The sequence below is a fragment of the Oligoflexus sp. genome (assembly GCF_035638955.1).
GTDB lineage: Bacteria > Bdellovibrionota_B > Oligoflexia > Oligoflexales > Oligoflexaceae > Oligoflexus.
The window spans coordinates 1-18,167 of sequence record NZ_DASQYZ010000385.1; the positions used below are offsets into that span (position 1 = coordinate 1).

Here is an 18,167-nt window from a genome sequence, read left to right on the forward strand (position 1 = left end):
CGCGGTCCCAAGCTTGCGATTCCACAGGATCGAGTTGGAATCAATATCCCAGTCACGCGACAGTCCGTGTTCGTACTCGGGTAGAAAAGTTTCTTAAACTTTCTTTAGCGCTGTCCCAAAAATGCTGACACATTCCGCATGGCCGACGGGTATCGCTCCCTATCGGCCACGCGGTTTGAAAAGTTCCTGAAACACGGCGCGCGCGTCGACAGGCAGGTTTTGCCAATCCGGCATGTGAAGGAAATGATTGTGGTCAAAGGGCTTCTGCTGCCTGGCCCGCAGGTGACGTTCGGCGAGCAGAGCCAGGACCCGGCCATAGGCCTGCATGAATTGAGTGAGGTGCGCCTCACTGTGCAGATGATCCAGGGAGTGCTCCAGCTGACGAAGCTGATGCGTCGCGGCAAACTCGCGAATGGCGGTCCTACTGGAATCGGTAAAGATCTGATGGAATTCTTCCACTCGTTCGGGGCGCAAGGTGGTCAGTTCCTGAAGGGCCTCGATCTCCATGGTTTTATAAAGTGCGAGGTCCTGCATTTCGATGGAAAGGGAGACATCAAAAACGAAAAGAAACAGTTCCATGACCCGTTCATTTTGAATGATGGGGACCCATTTGAATTTCAAATGTTTGACTTGATCGAGATCATCAAACACTTTCAATCCGCCCAGAAGCTTTTCCAGGGCATGGTCCAACGCGTCCTTGTCCTGCATCTGCACCTGAAACCACTGGGCCAAGTCCTTGCCGCTGCCAGGGAGGCCCTGGAGCCGCATCCGCCGTAAAAAGAAATGCATCTCGTGCCAGGCCTGAACGTCAAAGCCAATCGTATGCCGGAGATGGGCGGAATATTCACTGCTGATGTTGAGCGCGCCCTGTTCATTCCAACTGATCCATAGGATGCCGGTGGAGATCGATTGAAATATGGTGCGAAGCTCGGTCGTGCGTTCGAGAATCTTCTGATCCAGACTTCGAATCTCAACCTCGAGTTGGTCCTTGAGGCTTTTGATCTCCATTTCCTGATGCTCGGCCAGGGCATAGGCATCGGTAATGCGGGTCGCTAGCAAAACGGATTGAAAAATCATGGTGGCCAGATAACTCATGGGCTGCATGGCTGTGTGCATCTCGACGTTAAGGCGGACATTCAGGACTTCAAAAACAGTCGAAGCAAGAGTGGTTAGGGCACAGACCACGAAAATGATAGCGCCTGAACGTCTCCGCCTGAGACCTTTCGTGATGACGACGATATACGTATAGATGATGAGCCCCAGCAGCAGATAGATGAGACTCAGGAGAAAAAGAAAAATCCGGGCGTCAAGGAAAAGGAAGACACTGCCGGTGATGCCGATGACCCATCCCAGAATCGATAGGAACTCCGGCGTTTCCTGCTCAAAGACCGAGCGAACCAGGCTGATCGTGGAGGGTAGCAGCACCAAAACAGCCAGGGTTTCCAGGCGCCAGTACCAGGATTCATGGGGCAGGGCAAAGTAGTGCAGCTGCCCCTGGCCGGACAGAATCAAACGTGCGATCAGGGCCACGGCATTGATCGACAAAAAGAGGGCAATACTGGACCGACGCCGGAGAAACGCAAAAATCAGATGATAGAAAAAGCAGGCGAGAATACCGGTCACCGCCAGCAGGTCAAAGGAATAATGAAGCAGATCGGAACGCGTGCCTTGACGCTGATCCTTGATATGAAGCGCACCTCGGAGACCGCAGGCTGGAGCTTGATTGCATTGCAGGCGCAATTCCATTTGCATCACATCATGGGTGACGTGATGCAAAAACATGAGACGTTTGGGGCCGGTGGTGGCATCCTGATGCCAGACGCGTGCGCCGTTGATGAGAAGCTCGGCATCACCGAAAACTCGAATCATGCTGATGTGCAAGGTCTGCCCTAACATTCCGGATGGCACGCGAACTTGAATGCAGTAGGCTCCTGACGTCTCGCTTCGTGTTTTGCCGGATGGACCTTTATAAGAAAAAACCGGGAAATCATGCACCTGCTGATCGGCTGCCGTGAAATCACAGGAGGACGGATTCCAGGAGATCGGGCCTTCAATACGCAGTCCTTCATTCGATTCTGCCTCATTCCACGCAAAAGTGGAGAGTGGGGCAGCCGAAGCCTGGATCGGGCTCAGAAGAAGAAGCATCAGCGCCATCAGGATCTTCATAAGGACACCTCATGAAAACCGAAGCGTCGCGGCAGCAGAATACACCACATCCCTTCTCGAAAACCTTGTTCATTCTTTCGACTGCGCCACACAATGCGGATTTGTCCGCCCATCTGATGAATGGCGGCCTGCACCGCATCCATGCCGATGCCGCGGCCGGAAATATCATTGACCTCGCTCTTGGTGGAAAAACCAGGTGCGAAGACAAATTGCGCAATCTCTTCATCACTCAGTTGATGTTCGGCCATAATCAGGCCTTTTTCCACAGCCCGCGCATGAATGCGATTCAGGTTGAGCCCGCGGCCATCATCATGCACTTCGATCAGAATTTTTTCCCGATACTGAATCCTGACCAGAATCGAACCCTGCTCGGCCTTGTTTTGGGCACGCCGCTCGTCAGGACTTTCCAGGCCATGATCCAGGGCATTGCGGAGGATATGATTCAGACCACCCAAAAGCTTGCCATGAATCGTGCGCCGAATCCCAATTTCACCCCCTTCAATGGTGATCAGGGGCGCGGGTTTACCGAGTTGCGCCGCGACGGAAGCCATGCCGTCCTGTAAGGAGTGGATCAGCGTATCGGTTCGAATAAAAAGCGATTGCACATAGGCGTGCCACGCCGAAAGCCAGGGTTCACTGGGCGACTCGGGTCGGGCCAGAAGCTGCTGGCCGCAAACCAGAAGCAGGTCTTCATCCCGTTCGCGCGTGGGCAGATGCTGCGTGTCCAAGCCGAGCGTATTCAGGGTTTGTCGATGCGATTCCCAGACGGCAAAAAGAGGCTCCAGGCCACTTGTCGGTTGGCGCAAAAGACGATCTTCCATATCATGCGCGGTTCGAGCGAGGCTGGTCAGACCAAAACTGCGAGCCAGTCCCTTCAGGGTGTGCAGCTCACGAAGCAGTCGTGCCTGACGCTGATCCGTTTCGTTATGCTGAGAGTTGAGACGCTTCATAATATGCTGCGCCTCATGCATGAAAATCATAAGATTATCGGGGTCGGTCGCCAGCAGCTGCACTATCCGGTCAAAGATCTGCTGATCCAATTCAAATTGATGGTAGATGGATCGCTCGGACGAAACATCCACGAGGACGAGCAGCACCGAATGAATGGAACCATCCAGAATAACGGGAGCCCAGGCGCACAGGAAGGTCTGCGTGCCCTGATCATGGGCCTTGCGCAGTTCCTGCGGTAAATTTTCAGCATTGAGCTCGAAGCTGATCGCATCATCACCCAGGATGGCCTGCAGCGTGGCTTCAAGCTGCGCCCGCTGGTCGGAATCCAAATTGGTTTGCTCCAGGAAATGCTTCATCACGGACCATGTGATGACCTCGGCGCCCCCCAGTATGTGCTTGGTGGATTGCGAAAGATAGGAGCCGATGCGCAACCGACCCTCATCTTCCTCGATCAAAAGCACACCTTCCGGCAGGTTGTGCAGGAGTGTGGCCATCTCTTCGGTGGTCTGGTGAATGCGCCGTTCCAGAAATTCGGCCTGTTTGCGCAGCTTGCGGTTGAGATTGTCGATACCCCGGGTTTGCCGTTCCACCATGTGAAAGGTCCGGTCGAAGTTGAGAGACTGCGAGACCGATGCGCCCAGCGAGAAGAGCAGAACACCAAGACCTAGAAGACTGTAATTCTGATCGATCCGGTTCACCGCATTATAAATCTCGACCACCGCCATGATCATGAGCAGGGCTGTGGCGGGCAGGAGCACCAGGGTGCCCGGCCGCCTGTTGCGATAGGCAAGAAAAAGGATCCAAAGAACGGGTGCCACGAGCAGTACGGTAAAAATTTGCATCGGGGCGAGGAGCAGCTGCGATGTGCTCAGGGGCGAGATGACAACAACGCAGACAGCTGTCAGGCAGACGGCTCGTACGACCTTAACGAAGATCGCTGGCGTATCCACGGGATAAATCGAGCGCAGCATTTGCACACCGACAAGGATGATGCTGTAAAAGCTCACCCAGCCAATTTTATAGATCAGCATTTCGTTCCAGCCGAGTTCGGAGAGCCAATGCGAAGATCCGGTGCAAAGGAGCCGGATGACGACCAGCATGAAAAACAGGCCGAGATCGCGATAGGCCACAAATTTACGGCGGAAGGTAAAGAGCCAGAGGTGATAAATGGACGAGAACACCAGAAGGCCAAAAACCAAAAAATCAAAGGCCATCAGCGTGAGACTGATGGATTGTATTTCTTCGGCACGACCGATCAGAAAACGATCGAGGAATCCACCGGTGTGGACATGCCAATTCGTGGTCTGGATGATGATCTGTTGCTGGGCGTCCTGGGGCGTAAAATAAATTCGGTTATGACCCGGATTCCGATCCCAGGGTTCGGACCCATCCGGACCGAAGTCATGGTGAATCATCATGCGTTCGTTCAGCCAGATCGTCGCCGGACCCAAAGTTCGCGGCAGCCACATGCCCAGTGGAACGCCAATCAGAGCTTCAGGTATATGCAGGCTGAGACGATAGGTAGCCTTGCCCTTGCGTTGCACACCCAAATGTTCAAGACCGCTCCATATCGCTGGAAACGGCACCAGGACGGCCTCAGTTTTTCGCTGTTCGAATTCCTGAGGTGTGAGCAGCGCGTCCCATACCATCTCCGCTTCGCCGACGATTTTAAAGAGGACCTTGCTGTCGCCCGGAAGGGTGGCCGTGCCCTGCACCAGCTTAATTTCGGTGATGGCCCACGCATCTTCCCTGACGAGGAAGAAAAGCAGCAGGATAGTGAGAAAACTGCGCATAGCATCCAATACAGCAAACGTCGTCCATGGATTTCGACTGTTCACGTATCGATATCTTGTGCGGAAACCTCTTATCCTGGTTTGGAAAGAGGTTTATTTCGCCTGAAATAGCAATATGTTATGACGTGATTATGACCAAGGCGTAAGAGGTTTAGAGCGTGCCTGGATCGCTGGGATCGAGGCCCGGTCCCTGCAGAATGGGAGCTGACGTATCGCCAGCCGCATCAGCCGGTTGCAAAATTTCCACCAGCTTCTGGTCTTTGAAGGTTGTGAGCACCGATCCGCTGGCTAGCGTCCATTGCACCTGAACCTGCAGCTGCGCGACCCGTTCGCGTAAGGCTGGCAAATCAGCGGCCGAGATTGTGTAGAGGGCATGCCAGACAGAGTTGCTGGGATTGGAAGCGATGACCACACCAACGGGAAGGTTGCTCTGCCATTGGATGCGATTTTGCGTTGTGCTCAAATCGAGCTTCGTCATCGTGCCCGCTTCGTTCAGGCGACAACCGTATTCAGTGCTGACGTCAGTTGCCGTTGCATCCTTGCGCAAGGAGCACATCAGATAGGAACCCGCGATGTTGGTGGGCACGTCGACGCGTTCCGCATCAGCATCGGACTCAGTGGATTTTTTTGCGTTGCCATCATCATCTTTTTTCGAGGCAATGAAGGTCTTCATGACGGGATTACAGGCAGACAGCATCATGGCAATAAGGGCTAAATTAAGATATTTCATGGCTTTTGCTCACAGTATTTTTGGCCGGCTCGACTCTTTTGCTGCTTCTGACAGCCGGCCTGCGAGCGATCCATCAGGTTCGCCAGTTGACTGCCGGTGATATCCAGAATTTCCAATCGGGTCAGCTGAGCCAACGGTTCAATCGACATGACCGCCGTATTCTTCAGTAGTAGCGAATTCAGGAGCACCTTGTTGCGCAATGGCTCCAGGTCCTTGACAGCTGTGGTGTTGAACTGCAAGGTATGGATGCGTTCCATTTTTTGCAAACCAGCCAGGCTGGTCAGGCCGGGATTATCGCTGATATTGAGAATCTGGAGATTTTGAAGGTCGTTGAGACAGCTCGCATCGCTTAATGCATTGCGGCTGAGGTCCAACTGAATCAATTGATTCAGCGGCGCGAGGGCTGAGCAGTCGCTCATCCTGATCCCTGAGGCTGTGAGCAGACGCAAGGATTTAAGCGTTTCCAAACCTTTCAGATTTACCGATGGTGCCAGGTTGAGATTCAGCTCCTGAAGCTTTTGCAGCTTCACCAGAGGGTCGAGGCTCAAGGCGACGCGATTGGAACCAAGATTCAATTTTTCCAATTTCGTCAGTTCCGAAAGTGGCTTCAGATCGCTAAAACTATTGCTGACGGCAATGAGCGACGTCAACTGCGTGAGGCCAGCCAACGGTGCCAGGCTCGTGGCATTCAGACTATCCATGCGCAGGACCTGCAGCTTTGTGGCCTGGGCCAGTGGGGTCAGATCCGTAAGCGTATTGCCGGAGATATCGAGTTCCACCAGAGCGGGAGTCCCGGTGATGAATCCAAGGCTGCTGAGACTTCCAAAGGGAACTTCCAGCTTTTCAAGACTTTTGAGATTGGTTAGGAACTGACCGTCGGAAATAAGATTGCCCAGGAGCGTGAGCTGCTTCAATTGAGTCAGCTGGCCCAGAATCTCGGGATTGCTGAGAGGTGATGTAAACAAATTGAGTTGTGTGAGGCTCTTGACCGGCGCCAGAAAACTGATATCACTGACGTTGAAATCAGCGATCTCGAGTGAGGCTAGACGCGGCAGATTCTGCAGAAAACTATAATCCAGAACAGGTGCTGTGTTCGGATTTTCGCCGGGTCCAACCTGGTTGGCAATTTCCAGAACTTCCAAATTCTTCAAAAGGCTGATATTTTCCAAACCCGTAAAAGGGCCGCCCAGAATATGCAGTTCGACCAGGCGCGGGGTTTGCGCCAGGAAACTATAGTCTTTGACTTTGGTGCCCTGCAGGTCCAGGACCTGGAGTTGCGTCAGGCTTTTTATGGGGCTGGGATCAGCAAGGTCAGGATTATTATGGATATTGAGATGGATCAGTTTGGTGAGCCCGGCCACGCTTTGCAGCTGGGTAATCTTATTATTGTGAAGACTCGCGAACTGCAAATTTTTGAGGGGCGCCAGCGGCTCCACGCTGGTGATGAGATTTTTCGAAGCTTTTAAGAGTTGAAGCTGCGTCATCCCTTGGAGGGCACTGATGTCGGTAATCGTATTTTCGGAGCATCCGAGCTCCACGAGCTGGGTCAGAAAACTGAGAGGGCTGATGTTGCTGATCTGGTTTCCCGAGACATCCAGATAGCGCAGATTTTTCAGATACTGCAGGGCATCAAGATCAATAATGCTGTTGCCGCGCAGGTCCAGACGTACGAGCGAGGGTGCAAAACGCAAGAGGTTGATATCGCGAATTCCGCTTTCCACCAGACTCAGATCGCTTACCGTAGCCAGATAAGCAAAGAGACCTTCGCAGCTGGTGCTGGAGGAATGAGCTTTCAGGATTTTAACGGTATAGATGAGTTCGGGGTTCTGTTGATTCTCACAGAGTTGGGCGAAGGCCAGGAACGCGCTTTCCGTGGCGGGACCGATTTCCTTCGTCTCCACACCATTTTTGGCATCCGTAGCGCTCCGAACCCGGCTGGCAGCCACACCGCGATTGGATTGCACACTCTGCTGGCAAGCGCCCAGCAAAAGCAGCAACATCCACGCGATAAGCGCATGTAACCATGGTCCTGGCATAAGACTTCGTGACCTCTAGGTATGGAAACTCTGTATCCTTCCCTATCGGCTGAAGCGCGGTAAAACTTGAAATTGCCCAAGCTTGTCCAATGCTTTGACCAGCTTACCAAAGCTCATATTTGCTGAGGTCGAGGATACCCCGCGCGTCCTTTCGGTCCTGGTCGCTGAATTCCTGGAATCGATCGTAATGCTGCCAAAACCGGGGGTCCTGACGGCTTATCCCGTAACGTTGGATCCAATCCTTCAGCCGCTCCGGACGGCTCGGCTGGAGCTGCAGGGTGTCATTCACAAAGGCCAGGAGTTCCTCTTCACGCACCTTCAAAAAGAAATTGGGGAAGGCTCCATAAACCCCTGGCAAAACTTCCAGCCGATTCTCTTGCGGCACCAGGCGCCCGTCTTCACCAAACATGAAGCTGACATTCAAATGCTCTTTGTGATGAATGAGGCTATAGAGTCGATCCTTGCGATCGCGTCCCTGAACCAATAGGAAACTCAGGTCCGGCAAAGGTGCGAAGTGAGCGCCCGGTTTGGCTGTCAGATGCACCAGGACCTGATCCGTGGGTGGCAGGTTGCGAGCCTGGGCAGCCCCACGAACCCGAGCGTTGAAATGTTGCTGCAGGACGTATTGCACAAACTCCTGCTTGGGATCGGCCGTGTAATAGGGAATCAAACTGGAAGCGGGAACCCCTCCATAAGGATTCAGGTATTTCATCAGCTCCTGAGCGGCCAGACCCCGATACCAGGAAGCTCGCAGCTTTTCCCGACCTTTTTTCGGCAGAAAGGACAAAAAGAGATCCTCGGATTCCACACGCAGGTTATCCATATACATGCGCGTGGCGGATTGATGGAAGACATTGCCAAAGACATCAAAGCCTGACGCGAGGAGATAATACATCCGTTCAAAGATAGGGTAATCCATGACCCAAATCGTCTTGGGAGTGCGCCCCAGCGCCCCAGCGCTGACGGATGCGTTATCAAAATGACGAAACACGGTCAGCACAGCCTGGGGATTGTGATCATCACCGTCCCAGATATCATTCAGTTCGAGCCCTTTGGGAAAGCTCGCAGCAAATAGCTTCTGCCTTTGCGCAACGAAAGCCAGTTGGGACGCCTTGTATTTCACATAGACACTGGACAGAGGGTTGTTCTTACCAGCTGCAGGCAACGCCAGATCCTGGGCCGCGCGTTCCAAAAATCCAGGGCTTTGCTGGGCCAGATCCTCCCGAGGGGCCAGGAAGAAAATATAAAAGTGTTCGTCGATAACGTTCACGGCAATGGGACCTTCGCAGACCGGGCCCTTGATGAAGGCACTGACGAAGAACAGCGAATGATCCAGCAAAAACCGGTAACGGCTTTCCGCCGGGATGGCTTGAAAGGCAAGGAAGGGATTGGCGGCCACATGAGTTTCGTAGCTGGGGTAATGCTCTGCTCCCAGCGTCCAGGGTTCATCATAAAAGAGTTCGTGCCACCGCTTCCAGGTATCCTGCGAGAGCGGATAGATCAAATGGTTTTTCAAGGTCAGGGTTTCCTCGACCTTTTGCAGGCGGTAATAAAAAGGGTCATGACCCGGTGCATCAAACGGCCAGGTCGTGGCGATGACAGAAATAGGCTGCGGCGCCGGCGTTCGGGAACGCACGATCCGAAAAAATTCACCCGGCAACTCGGGCAGCTGCAGATGACCTAAAAAAAGATGTTCAAAGATATAGCGAGCCACAAGGCGGTGCCTGGGATCCGGCTGGTTCCAAAGTTTTTCCCAGCGAATCAAAGGCGCTGGCTTGGAGGGTTGACTCAGCTGCTGCTGACGCGTGGCTGTGAGCTTGGGGTAGCCGCTGGCCAGCCACTGGGTGATGATCTTGATTTCGTGAGGGGCAAGCGGCGGAAAACCATAAGGCATACCCGCTTCGGGAAATTTTTTCTGCCAGGCCTGAAATTCCTCGAGATCGGCCGGACACGCATGCATGTCCTTCGAGGCCGTTTTCACCGGAAGGGGATGCGCGGCTCTTTGGATGATGGAGGATTCGGTGATGGAAAGCTTATCCAGGGTATGGCGCGCGACAGGGAAAAAGTCCTTGTTCTGCATCCAATCGATGGCGGAATGGGCATCGATGAAGAGTCGGGTGGGTTCGGCGGCGGCGATGCGCGTCCCATCATAGAGGCGATTTTTCGTGGCGCCGCGACGCATGCCTTCGATATGGGCCAGATTCAGCTGACAAGGCGCTGTGTAACACGAGTGGCAAGTCACACAGCGTTTATCGAGGATGGGTTTGACACTTTTGAAATAAAACTGGTCCTGATCGAGAGAAGTGGTCTCCGGCAGGTGGGTGACAACTGCCGGTTTTGAAGAGGTACAGGCCGTGATCAGGACCATCAAAAACACCGAACGAAATCCCATTCAGCCCGACCTCCTGTGGCAGAGACTTCGGTCTAAAGTAGCATATTTGCGCATTTTTCGATACCAAGGCCAGCCCTGGTGATTTCGATACCGAGGTCGGTCACGGCATTTTTCGATACCAAGGCCGGTCACGAACGTTTCGATACCGACGCTGGGCGCCACCGTTTCAAGAGCAGGGCATTGGTGACCACGCTTACACTGCTGAAGGCCATCGCGGCTCCGGCGATCATCGGGCTCAGATAACCGAGGGCGGCGAGGGGAATGCCTAAAGCGTTATAAATGAAGGCCCAAAAAAGATTCTGCCGAATCTTGTGATAGGTCTTGCGGGAAATCATCAGAGCATCCGGAATCAAGAGGGGCTGACCGCGCATCAGGGTGATCCCCGCTGTGTGCATCGCCACATCAGTGCCGGTGGCCATGGCTATGCCGACATCCGCAGCGGCCAGCGCGGGCGCATCATTGATGCCATCCCCAACCATCGCAACCTTATGTCCTTGGCTCTTGAGTTCCTTGATCAATCGGGCCTTGTCCGCAGGCAGAACCTCTGCAAAAACTTTTTGAATTCCAAGTTTTTGTGCCACGCTCTCGGCACTCCTGCGATTGTCACCCGTAATCAGGACGGTTTGCAATCCTGCGGCATGCAAGGCCTCGATCGTGGCCTTGGCATCCGCTTTCAAAGGATCGCTGAAGGCCAGGCAACCGAGCAGGGTCCCGGTTTTTTTATCGGCAATATAAGAGACGGTCTGCCCCTGCTGATGCCAGCCGTGAACCACGGATGCCACGGCGTCAACTCGAATCTGAAAGGTTTCCAGATAGCGGGCTGTTCCAATGATGATCTCATGGTTGTCGACCTCACCTTCCACGCCATGACCAGCGACCACGCGCATAGCCCGTGCTGCCGGCACGGCTAGACCTTCTGCTTTGGCCTGGGCCACCACGGATCGCGCCAGGGGATGTTCGCTGCCCAGCTGAACCGCTGCGGCGAGCCGAAGCAGACGGGAACGATCCTGGTCGACGGCATAAATCTCGGTTAGGGTCGGGCGCCCTTCCGTAAGCGTTCCCGTTTTATCAAAGGCCAGCGTCTTCACTTCATGCGCAATTTCCAGGGTTTCGGCATCCTTGATGAGAATGCCATGACGCGCGGCCAGGCCGGTCCCGACCATCATGGACGTCGGCGTGGCCAGACCCAGCGCACAGGGACACGCGATAACCAGCACGGCGACGGCATGAATGATCGCAGTTTCCCAGCTGGCGCCGCTCAGGATCCAACCGACCAACGTGACCAGGGCAAGCACCAGAACCGCCGGCACAAAGATCGCACTCACCTGATCGACCAGCCTTTGAATTGGGGCCTTTTCCGTCTGCGCTGTCTCAACGAGTCGAATGATGCGAGCCAGCGTGGTCTCCGAACCCAGCGCCTGCGTTTCAATCACCAAAAGTCCATCGGTATTGAGGGCACCTCCAGTCACTTTGTCACCTTCGCGGCGCAGAACGGGCAGACTTTCGCCGGTTATCATCGATTCGTCGACCTGGCTGGCGCCTTCGATCACCTGACCATCGACCGGAATTTTTTCACCGGGTCGTACCAGAACATGATCCCCGAGGACCACACTGGCCATCGGCACCTCGATTTCCTGACCCTCGCGCCGCACACGGGCCCGGTCAGGTCGCAGGGCTTCCAAGGCTTTGATGGCTGCTGTCGTTTGTTGTTTCGCGCGGGTTTCCCAGTATTTTCCAAGCCGCACGAGCGTAATGATCACGGCCGAGCTTTCGAAGTACAAGGGTCCACCTTTGATAAGTTGATAAACGCTCAGGCCAAAGGCAGCGCTGGTGCCAAGGGCTACAAGCAGATCCATATTTCCTGATCGCGCCTTGACCGCTTTCCATCCGGAAACATAAAAACGCGCGCCCAGGACGAACTGAAGCGGGATGGTGAGGGCCAGCTGCAGCCAGCCGGGCAGCATCACATGCCAGCCGAAGGGTTCGAGCAGCATGGGCACGACCAGAGGCAAGGTCAGGATTATGGCCACGGCCAGCAGGGTTCGCTCATGGTCCAGTGAGACCGGGACCGGCTTTTCACTGACCACGTGCGCTTTATATCCCGCTTTTTCCACGGCTGCGAAGAGGCTATCGGGAGAACCGCCGTCGGCCCCCCATTCGATATGAGCTTTTTCCGTGGCGAGATTCACCACGGCTTGACTGACTCCGGGAACTTTATGGAGCGCTTTTTCCACTCGTTTCACACAGGATGCGCAGGTCATCCCTTCGATGGCGATATCCACAGTTGATTTTTGCATGGGTTCCTCCTTCATTCTCTGAGTTACCATCGGCCTTCCCATGATGGGAAGGTCAAGAGGAAATTATAACCACCTGTAACTCCATAATTATTTGCGATTTTCAGAACCCTTGTTGGCGAAGTTTTCCAGTATGGGGCAGTCGGGACGATCATCACCATGACAGTGAGTCGCCAGGTCCTCGAGGGCTGCGCGGATGGTTTCCAGCTCACGGATTTTGGCATTTAAGGCTTCAATATGGTGAGTCGTGATGGTTTTTACGTCCTCGCTTTTACGCGTCTTGTTGCGCCAGAGGCTCACTAATTTTTTGATCTCGGGCAGGGAAAAACCCAGGCTCCGGGCGTGTTTGACAAAGGTTAGGATATGCACATCGTTTTCCGAATAAATCCGATAGCCCGATTCGGTACGTGAAACTTTAGGGATAATCCCCCGCGACTCGTAATGGCGAATAAATTTGGCGTTCACGCCAGCTGCTTTGGCTGCTTCTCCAATATTCATATGATGACATCCTGCTCCTGTTTCCTGTCCAAGGCAGCTTATTATCAACCTTCCCATCGTGGGAAAGTCAAGCGGAAGACCGTCTGGAAGGGAATTTTTATCTTTTACCAAGTATCTCCGAAGTGTAGAGAATCAGAGAGAATGATTCCTTAAATTATCATTCTTCTATATGTTGGCGTCTGGTTGATTAATTGGACAGCATTGATGATAGGTCGGTGTAAGAAGGAGTTTCCCATGCAGTTTTCTGTCGGTCAGCGGTCGTATACAGGTTGGGTGGTTCCAGGGCTTCTTCTGGCTCTGTGCGGGCAAAAGGCTTTTGGTGCAGGCTTTGCTATTCGTGGGCAAAGCGCGAGTTCCATCGGGACCGCCGGTGCGTCTGACGTCGCAGGGACCACGGATATCTCGGCGATGTTCTCCAACCCGGCAGCCCTGGGTGCTTTTAAGGGAACAAATGTTTCGGTAGGCGGAGCGTACGTTCGTCCCAATGCGAAATTCAAGGAAGGCAATAGGACGGTTCCAACGATTGGCGTGGATGCCACCGCTGCGAATATGGGGGCCACTGAAAGTGATGATTTTTCCGATAACGCCTTCCTTCCGTCCGTCTACGCAAGCTATCAAGTGAACGATGCGCTGACGGCGGGTGCGTCGATCACTGTGCCCTTTGGCACAAATACTGATTATGGGAAGGACTGGGTTGGTCGCTATCATGGCACCAAGACTGAGCTGGAGGTCGTTAACTTCGACCTGGCGGCAAGCTATGCGGTCATGGATAACCTGAAAATCGGTGTCGGTGTGCAAGTTCAAAGTGCACGGGGCCTCATTGAAGGCGCGAGCAACCTGGGGGCGCAAGAGTATTCGACGGCCGCTCGAAGTGCGGCAGGGCTGGTCGCGAACTACTTCACGGCTGCGGGTGCCTACGCTCAAAGCGGTAACGATCCAGCCTTTTTTCCAGCAGTTGCCGCGGCCCAGACACAGATCAATGGAAGTCAGCTGGCCCAGCAGTTTCAGGCCGCGGTGCAGGGTGCTATTGCCGGCCAGCCACCAGCGAGCGTACCGGGTATTGTCGCCAACACGCTGACACGTGCAGGGGCCGCGTATACGGTGGCGAATGAGGGCCGAGACGATGTCTACGCCGAATATGAAGGCAACGATGTGGCGCTTGGCTTTACAGCTGGCATTCTCTATAGCGCAACGCCTGAAGTCGACCTGGGTTTGTCTTACCGGTCCCAGGTTGTTCATAAGACTGAAGGTGACTACACCCTCTCGGGTGATACGTCAGCTGCCCAGGCGAGAGTGAATGCCATTGGTGCCGATCACAAAGCAAAACTGAATCTGCCGGTCCCTGATATCATCGGCTTGGGAGCCGTCTACAAGGGCATCCCTGGAACCAATATCTATGCCAGCGCAACACTCACGCGTTGGTCGAAACTCGAGGACTTTAACGTAGATCCTGATGACCTTCCCAATGTCGTTGTTCGTTTGAATTGGGAAGATGTCTGGCACGTGGGCCTGGGCGCAGACTACCGGTTGAACGAATATTTCATCTTGCGCGCCGGTCTCGGTAACGACAATTCACCTACGACGAACGAAATGCGCTCACCGCGGAGTCCTGACGACAACCGCCGCCTCTACTCGCTCGGGATGCGTTATGCAGCCGAGACATGGAGTTTTGATGCCGGCGTCATGCACGCTCATTTCCGCACGCCAACTCTGGATTTGAAAGAAGATGCCTATCCCGAGGCCCAGGGCCGGGGTAACCTCACAGGCAAGTATGAAGTCTCAGCCCAAACTCTGATGATTCAGTACAACAGGGTTATCTAAGTTTTCTTGAGTCAAAATTGATGATGGCCTGGCAAGCGTTATGCTTGACAGGCTTCAGCCTCGGTTTACTCCGCCCGATTCACTTTCGACAGACGACCTTCCAATTTCTGAATGCAATCACCCAGACCTGTGTAAAAATCCCAGTTCAAGCTGTCATTTGAAGTCATGATTTCCGAAAAAGTGGAATAACCTGTGACCGTGCAGCTGACATCGAACTTTTGTTTCACAATGCTCGTGTTCGCGTCGATCTCGATGGCATCGTTGATGCTCATCGTAAACAGCACGCGGGTGCTTTTGTTGGTTGGATTGAGGATGACCTTGTTGAAGCGGTAGCTAAAGTCACCTTCGCACCAAGTATCACCACAGATATTATCGATGGCCTTCAGGATAGTTTTGGCTTCAGTGGCTGGTGCTGGGTTCGCTAAAGCGGCGGCGAGAAGAAAAGCTTGCATAGGTGGTCCCTCGAACAAAAAGTTGGACCCCATCCGTATCATGGTCAGCTCGCCGCGAGCCAGAAGAAAGATCAGATAGTCAGATTCCGAAAAATTGCTATGACCGCTCGTCCATGGGTCAAGGAATCTCTTGCCCCATACCGGCTTGCAGGATTTCATGCCAGGTTTCTGAATCCATCGCAATGGTCTCAACCGCAAGCATGGAGCTCAGTCTTTGTTCGTTGGTTGTCCCGATAACCGGAACAAGACCTGCTGGGTGACGCTGCAACCAGGCCAGGACCAGCGCTTCCTCACCACAGCCAAGCTCAGCCGCACGTTTTCGTAAAACCTCGGCCAGAGTTGGATGGGCGGCCAGCCTTCCCCCGGCCAGCGGCGACCAGATCATGGGCCGGTAGCGCAGGCGCTGGGCATGATCCAGAGTGCCATCAAAGAAAATGGATGAGCGCAAAGGATGAGCTTCGATTTGATTGGTGGCCAACGGTTCCGGGCAGCGGGATTGTAAAAGATCGAATTGTGCGGGCGAGAAGTTGGAGACTCCGAAGGCGCGAATTTTTCCGGCCTGCTTGAGGTCATCGACGGCTGCAGCCACCGCATCGGCATCCATTAAAGGATCAGGCCGGTGAATCAGTAGCAGATCGAGATAGTCGGTGCGTAAGTTGCGAAGGCTTTGTTCGACGGACTGCTTGATATGGAGGGCGCTGGTGTCATACGACTTCAAACGATGATGCGGCCTTGCTGGTGAGACGAGTCGAATGCCGCATTTGGAAATGAGTTCCACGCGCGGGCGCAGGGCAGGGGCCAGGCACCGTCCGAACAACTCTTCACATCGATACGAGCCATAGATATCGGCATGATCAAAGGTCGTGATGCCATGCTCCAGACAGAGATCAAGGAGGCGTTTCACCGTGGGCTCATGACCCTGCACCGGAGGATTGAATAGGCGCCAGGCGCCGTAGACCAGACTTGAAACTTCCAAACCTTGGGGATAAAGCGCAACGCGTTTCACGGGCATAGGGACCTCGGTTGAAATTGGGGATGCTGACGCAACTGTTCAAAATCCTCGGCGCTCATCGGGCCATAGGCTGATCCACCTTCCCGCAAGGGATTGGAATTTTGCGATGCGGCCACCTGTTTCAACCAGCTGATGGGTAAAGGCTGATCCAGAAGCTCCAGTTGATTGGACGCGATCGTGGTCTGATTCTTTTCCCCAATGCCGACGCCGATGCCCACATAGAATCCTGCCAAAAGCCAGGTGCTGCGGACGGCGGTGGATCGCGTGTAGTTGGTCAGAAGGCAGGGGCGATCATCATGAAGAGCGCGACGAAGCTTTTGGAAATGTTCCAGGGTCCACATTTCGGGATTGCTGACAGCAGAATAGGGATCATAAAGGATGGCGTGCGGGGGCGGAAGATCCCGATGACTGAGGCTGACTCGAAAGTCGGCGCAGTGCAAAAACCAGCGCAAGCGTCCGATGGAGGTCTGGCCCGTCCGCATCAACTGTTGGATCATAAGCCGATAGGGACGAATATAGGCAAGATGCTCACTGTGATCGCAGGCAAATTGTAGCGGCGCCAACGTGTGGTCGAAACTATGTAACTCAACGGTGGCGGGTCCTGCGGACAGAGCCTCCAGCGTGGCCACGGCGTTGGCCGCGGCGCCCAGCCCGACATCCCAAACGATAAAGGGACTGGTTCCCTGACTGCGGGCCACTAGTCTTTGTTGCTCGACATGCAGAAGGCGGGCCTCAGCTTCGGGACCAATGACAGGATGGAACGTTTCCTGATTGGAAATCAGGCGAAGACTGGTGTGTCCGGACTTCAACGTGATCAATTCAAAGCTTTCAGACGACATGCCAACCTTTCCGTAAAACGAAATTCAGACCTCGATTCATAGCGCAAAATGCGGGGGAATTTAAGAATTATTTACCAGCCAGGTCCCGGAAATTCTTTCGCTAGGAAAAATTTTCTGTCAGGATTTTACGATCTTGCGTCCAAAACCTAAACAAACCGCCCGGGGCCTCCAGTAGTTTCTGCAGATTGGCGGCGGCCTTCATTTTGCAACTCTTCGAGCAAATCTTTGGAGGAAGCAACTGTGACCGTTATCGTCAGCCCGCTGAAGTTCATCGGCGTTTTGCAGTACTCATTGGGATTCATGCGTTCCATGGTGCAAAACCGTCCGCTCAACCTGGCTCCTGATAACTGGATGACCTACACCACTGATTTTAAAATACCGGCGCAAACCTTTACCGAATGGCAGAAAGCGATTGGGAATCACGACCCCATCGAGAATCGCAATACCGTTTACTGTGCGATCAATACCCAGGCTTTCTTCACCTGCGTGTCGCGTCTGGGGATTGATTTCAAAACCATCATGCACCTTGCGTCCGAAGTTCATTTCCGGGATATCTGCTTTCAATTTGAAGCCGAGCGCACCTATCATTACCAGGCCCGGATTGTCGATGTGAAGCCTTTCCCTGGCCATGGACGCGGTATCTTGGAAATTGAAGTTCAAATTCTGGATGGCGACGAAGTGAAACTGGTCCATGTGGATCGGCTGTTCTTCCGAGGCGTGCCGTCCGCTGTCTATGAAAAGATGGTGGCGCAAAAAGCGCCCGAAGCCAAATATAATGGGATGTCGCGCCGAGCCTCGGCCTTGGCTTCGAATTATGAATCCAGGACCCTCTTTCATGTGGGACGCAAACTCGGTGTGCAGTATGGAATGCTGTCGGGCGATTTGAATCCCATTCATACGGTTGAGCTGGTTTCCAGATTGTTCCGTCATCCTGGAAGTTTCATTCAAGGCCTGTGCGCCACCAATCTGGTGCTATCCCTCCTGAAGGATAGCTGTGGCCTGGACGTTGGGCGCATGGAAGCTATTTTTGCCAGCCCGCTCTTCTGTGGCCAGAACTATTATCTCCTGGTCGAAGGTTCGCGGTTCGAAGTTGTCGATGACCATAATCACGTGAAAGTGTTTGGTGATTTTGAGGACTGCAGCCATCTGCGGCGCCTGATGGGCTCACAGCGGCGCGGCTAGC

The 18,167-nt window shown here is 53.9% G+C and carries 11 protein-coding genes and 1 pseudogene; 2 read left to right on the forward strand and 10 right to left on the reverse strand.

The genetic code is table 11. The features are described 5' to 3' along the window. Positions 1-159: 159 nt before the first annotated feature. The 7 genes and pseudogenes from VE954_RS33295 to cueR form a co-directional block, all read right to left on the reverse strand. Positions 160-2,166 carry a 7TM-DISM domain-containing protein gene (locus tag VE954_RS33295; protein WP_324961172.1) on the reverse strand — a complete coding sequence of 669 codons (2,007 nt, stop codon included), beginning with the start codon at positions 2,164-2,166 and terminating at the stop codon, positions 160-162. Next, on the reverse strand, positions 2,163-4,910 hold the full coding sequence (locus VE954_RS33300) for an Hpt domain-containing protein (protein WP_324961174.1): 2,748 nt from the start codon (positions 4,908-4,910) through the stop codon (positions 2,163-2,165). The genes VE954_RS33295 and VE954_RS33300 overlap by 4 nt, the downstream gene beginning before the upstream one ends. A gap of 151 nt (positions 4,911-5,061) precedes the next feature. Beyond that, complete coding sequence (locus tag VE954_RS33305) at positions 5,062-5,640, reverse strand: hypothetical protein (protein WP_324961176.1); 579 nt, start codon at positions 5,638-5,640, stop codon at positions 5,062-5,064. Further along, complete coding sequence (locus VE954_RS33310; RefSeq protein ID WP_324961179.1) at positions 5,637-7,676, reverse strand: leucine-rich repeat domain-containing protein; 2,040 nt, start codon at positions 7,674-7,676, stop codon at positions 5,637-5,639. Before VE954_RS33310 ends, VE954_RS33305 begins: the two co-directional genes overlap by 4 nt. A 103-nt stretch (positions 7,677-7,779) precedes the next feature. Then, positions 7,780-10,068: a fatty acid cis/trans isomerase gene (locus VE954_RS33315; protein ID WP_324961181.1), complete on the reverse strand. Its 2,289-nt coding sequence runs from the start codon at positions 10,066-10,068 to the stop codon at positions 7,780-7,782. A gap of 128 nt (positions 10,069-10,196) precedes the next feature. Then, positions 10,197-12,368 (reverse strand): annotated as a pseudogene (locus VE954_RS33320) (heavy metal translocating P-type ATPase); the annotation flags it as partial. An 84-nt stretch (positions 12,369-12,452) separates the two neighbouring features. Continuing rightward, complete coding sequence (gene cueR, locus VE954_RS33325) at positions 12,453-12,860, reverse strand: Cu(I)-responsive transcriptional regulator (protein WP_324961186.1); 408 nt, start codon at positions 12,858-12,860, stop codon at positions 12,453-12,455. Positions 12,861-13,094: 234 nt separating this feature from the next. On the opposite strand from cueR, the gene VE954_RS33330 reads away from it, so the two are divergent. Beyond that, a complete protein-coding gene (locus tag VE954_RS33330; RefSeq protein ID WP_324961188.1) occupies positions 13,095-14,681 on the forward strand; it encodes an OmpP1/FadL family transporter in 1,587 nt (528 codons plus the stop codon). 65 nt (positions 14,682-14,746) lie between these two features. Here the strand turns inward: VE954_RS33330 and VE954_RS33335 are convergent, their stop codons facing one another. From VE954_RS33335 to VE954_RS33345, 3 genes are all read right to left on the reverse strand, one after another. After that, entirely contained in the window at positions 14,747-15,133 is a 387-nt protein-coding gene (locus tag VE954_RS33335; RefSeq protein WP_324961190.1) for a hypothetical protein, read from the reverse strand. Between the two features lie 118 nt (positions 15,134-15,251). Continuing rightward, on the reverse strand, positions 15,252-16,145 hold the full coding sequence (locus VE954_RS33340) for an aldo/keto reductase (RefSeq protein WP_324961193.1): 894 nt from the start codon (positions 16,143-16,145) through the stop codon (positions 15,252-15,254). After that, positions 16,136-16,984, reverse strand: a complete 849-nt coding sequence (locus VE954_RS33345) for an MnmC family methyltransferase (protein ID WP_324961195.1) — start codon at positions 16,982-16,984, stop codon at positions 16,136-16,138. Before VE954_RS33345 ends, VE954_RS33340 begins: the two co-directional genes overlap by 10 nt. Before the next feature lie 240 nt (positions 16,985-17,224). Between VE954_RS33345 and VE954_RS33350 the strand changes: the two genes are divergently transcribed. Continuing rightward, entirely contained in the window at positions 17,225-18,166 is a 942-nt protein-coding gene (locus VE954_RS33350) for a MaoC/PaaZ C-terminal domain-containing protein (RefSeq protein ID WP_324961198.1), read from the forward strand. Position 18,167 lies beyond the last annotated feature (1 nt).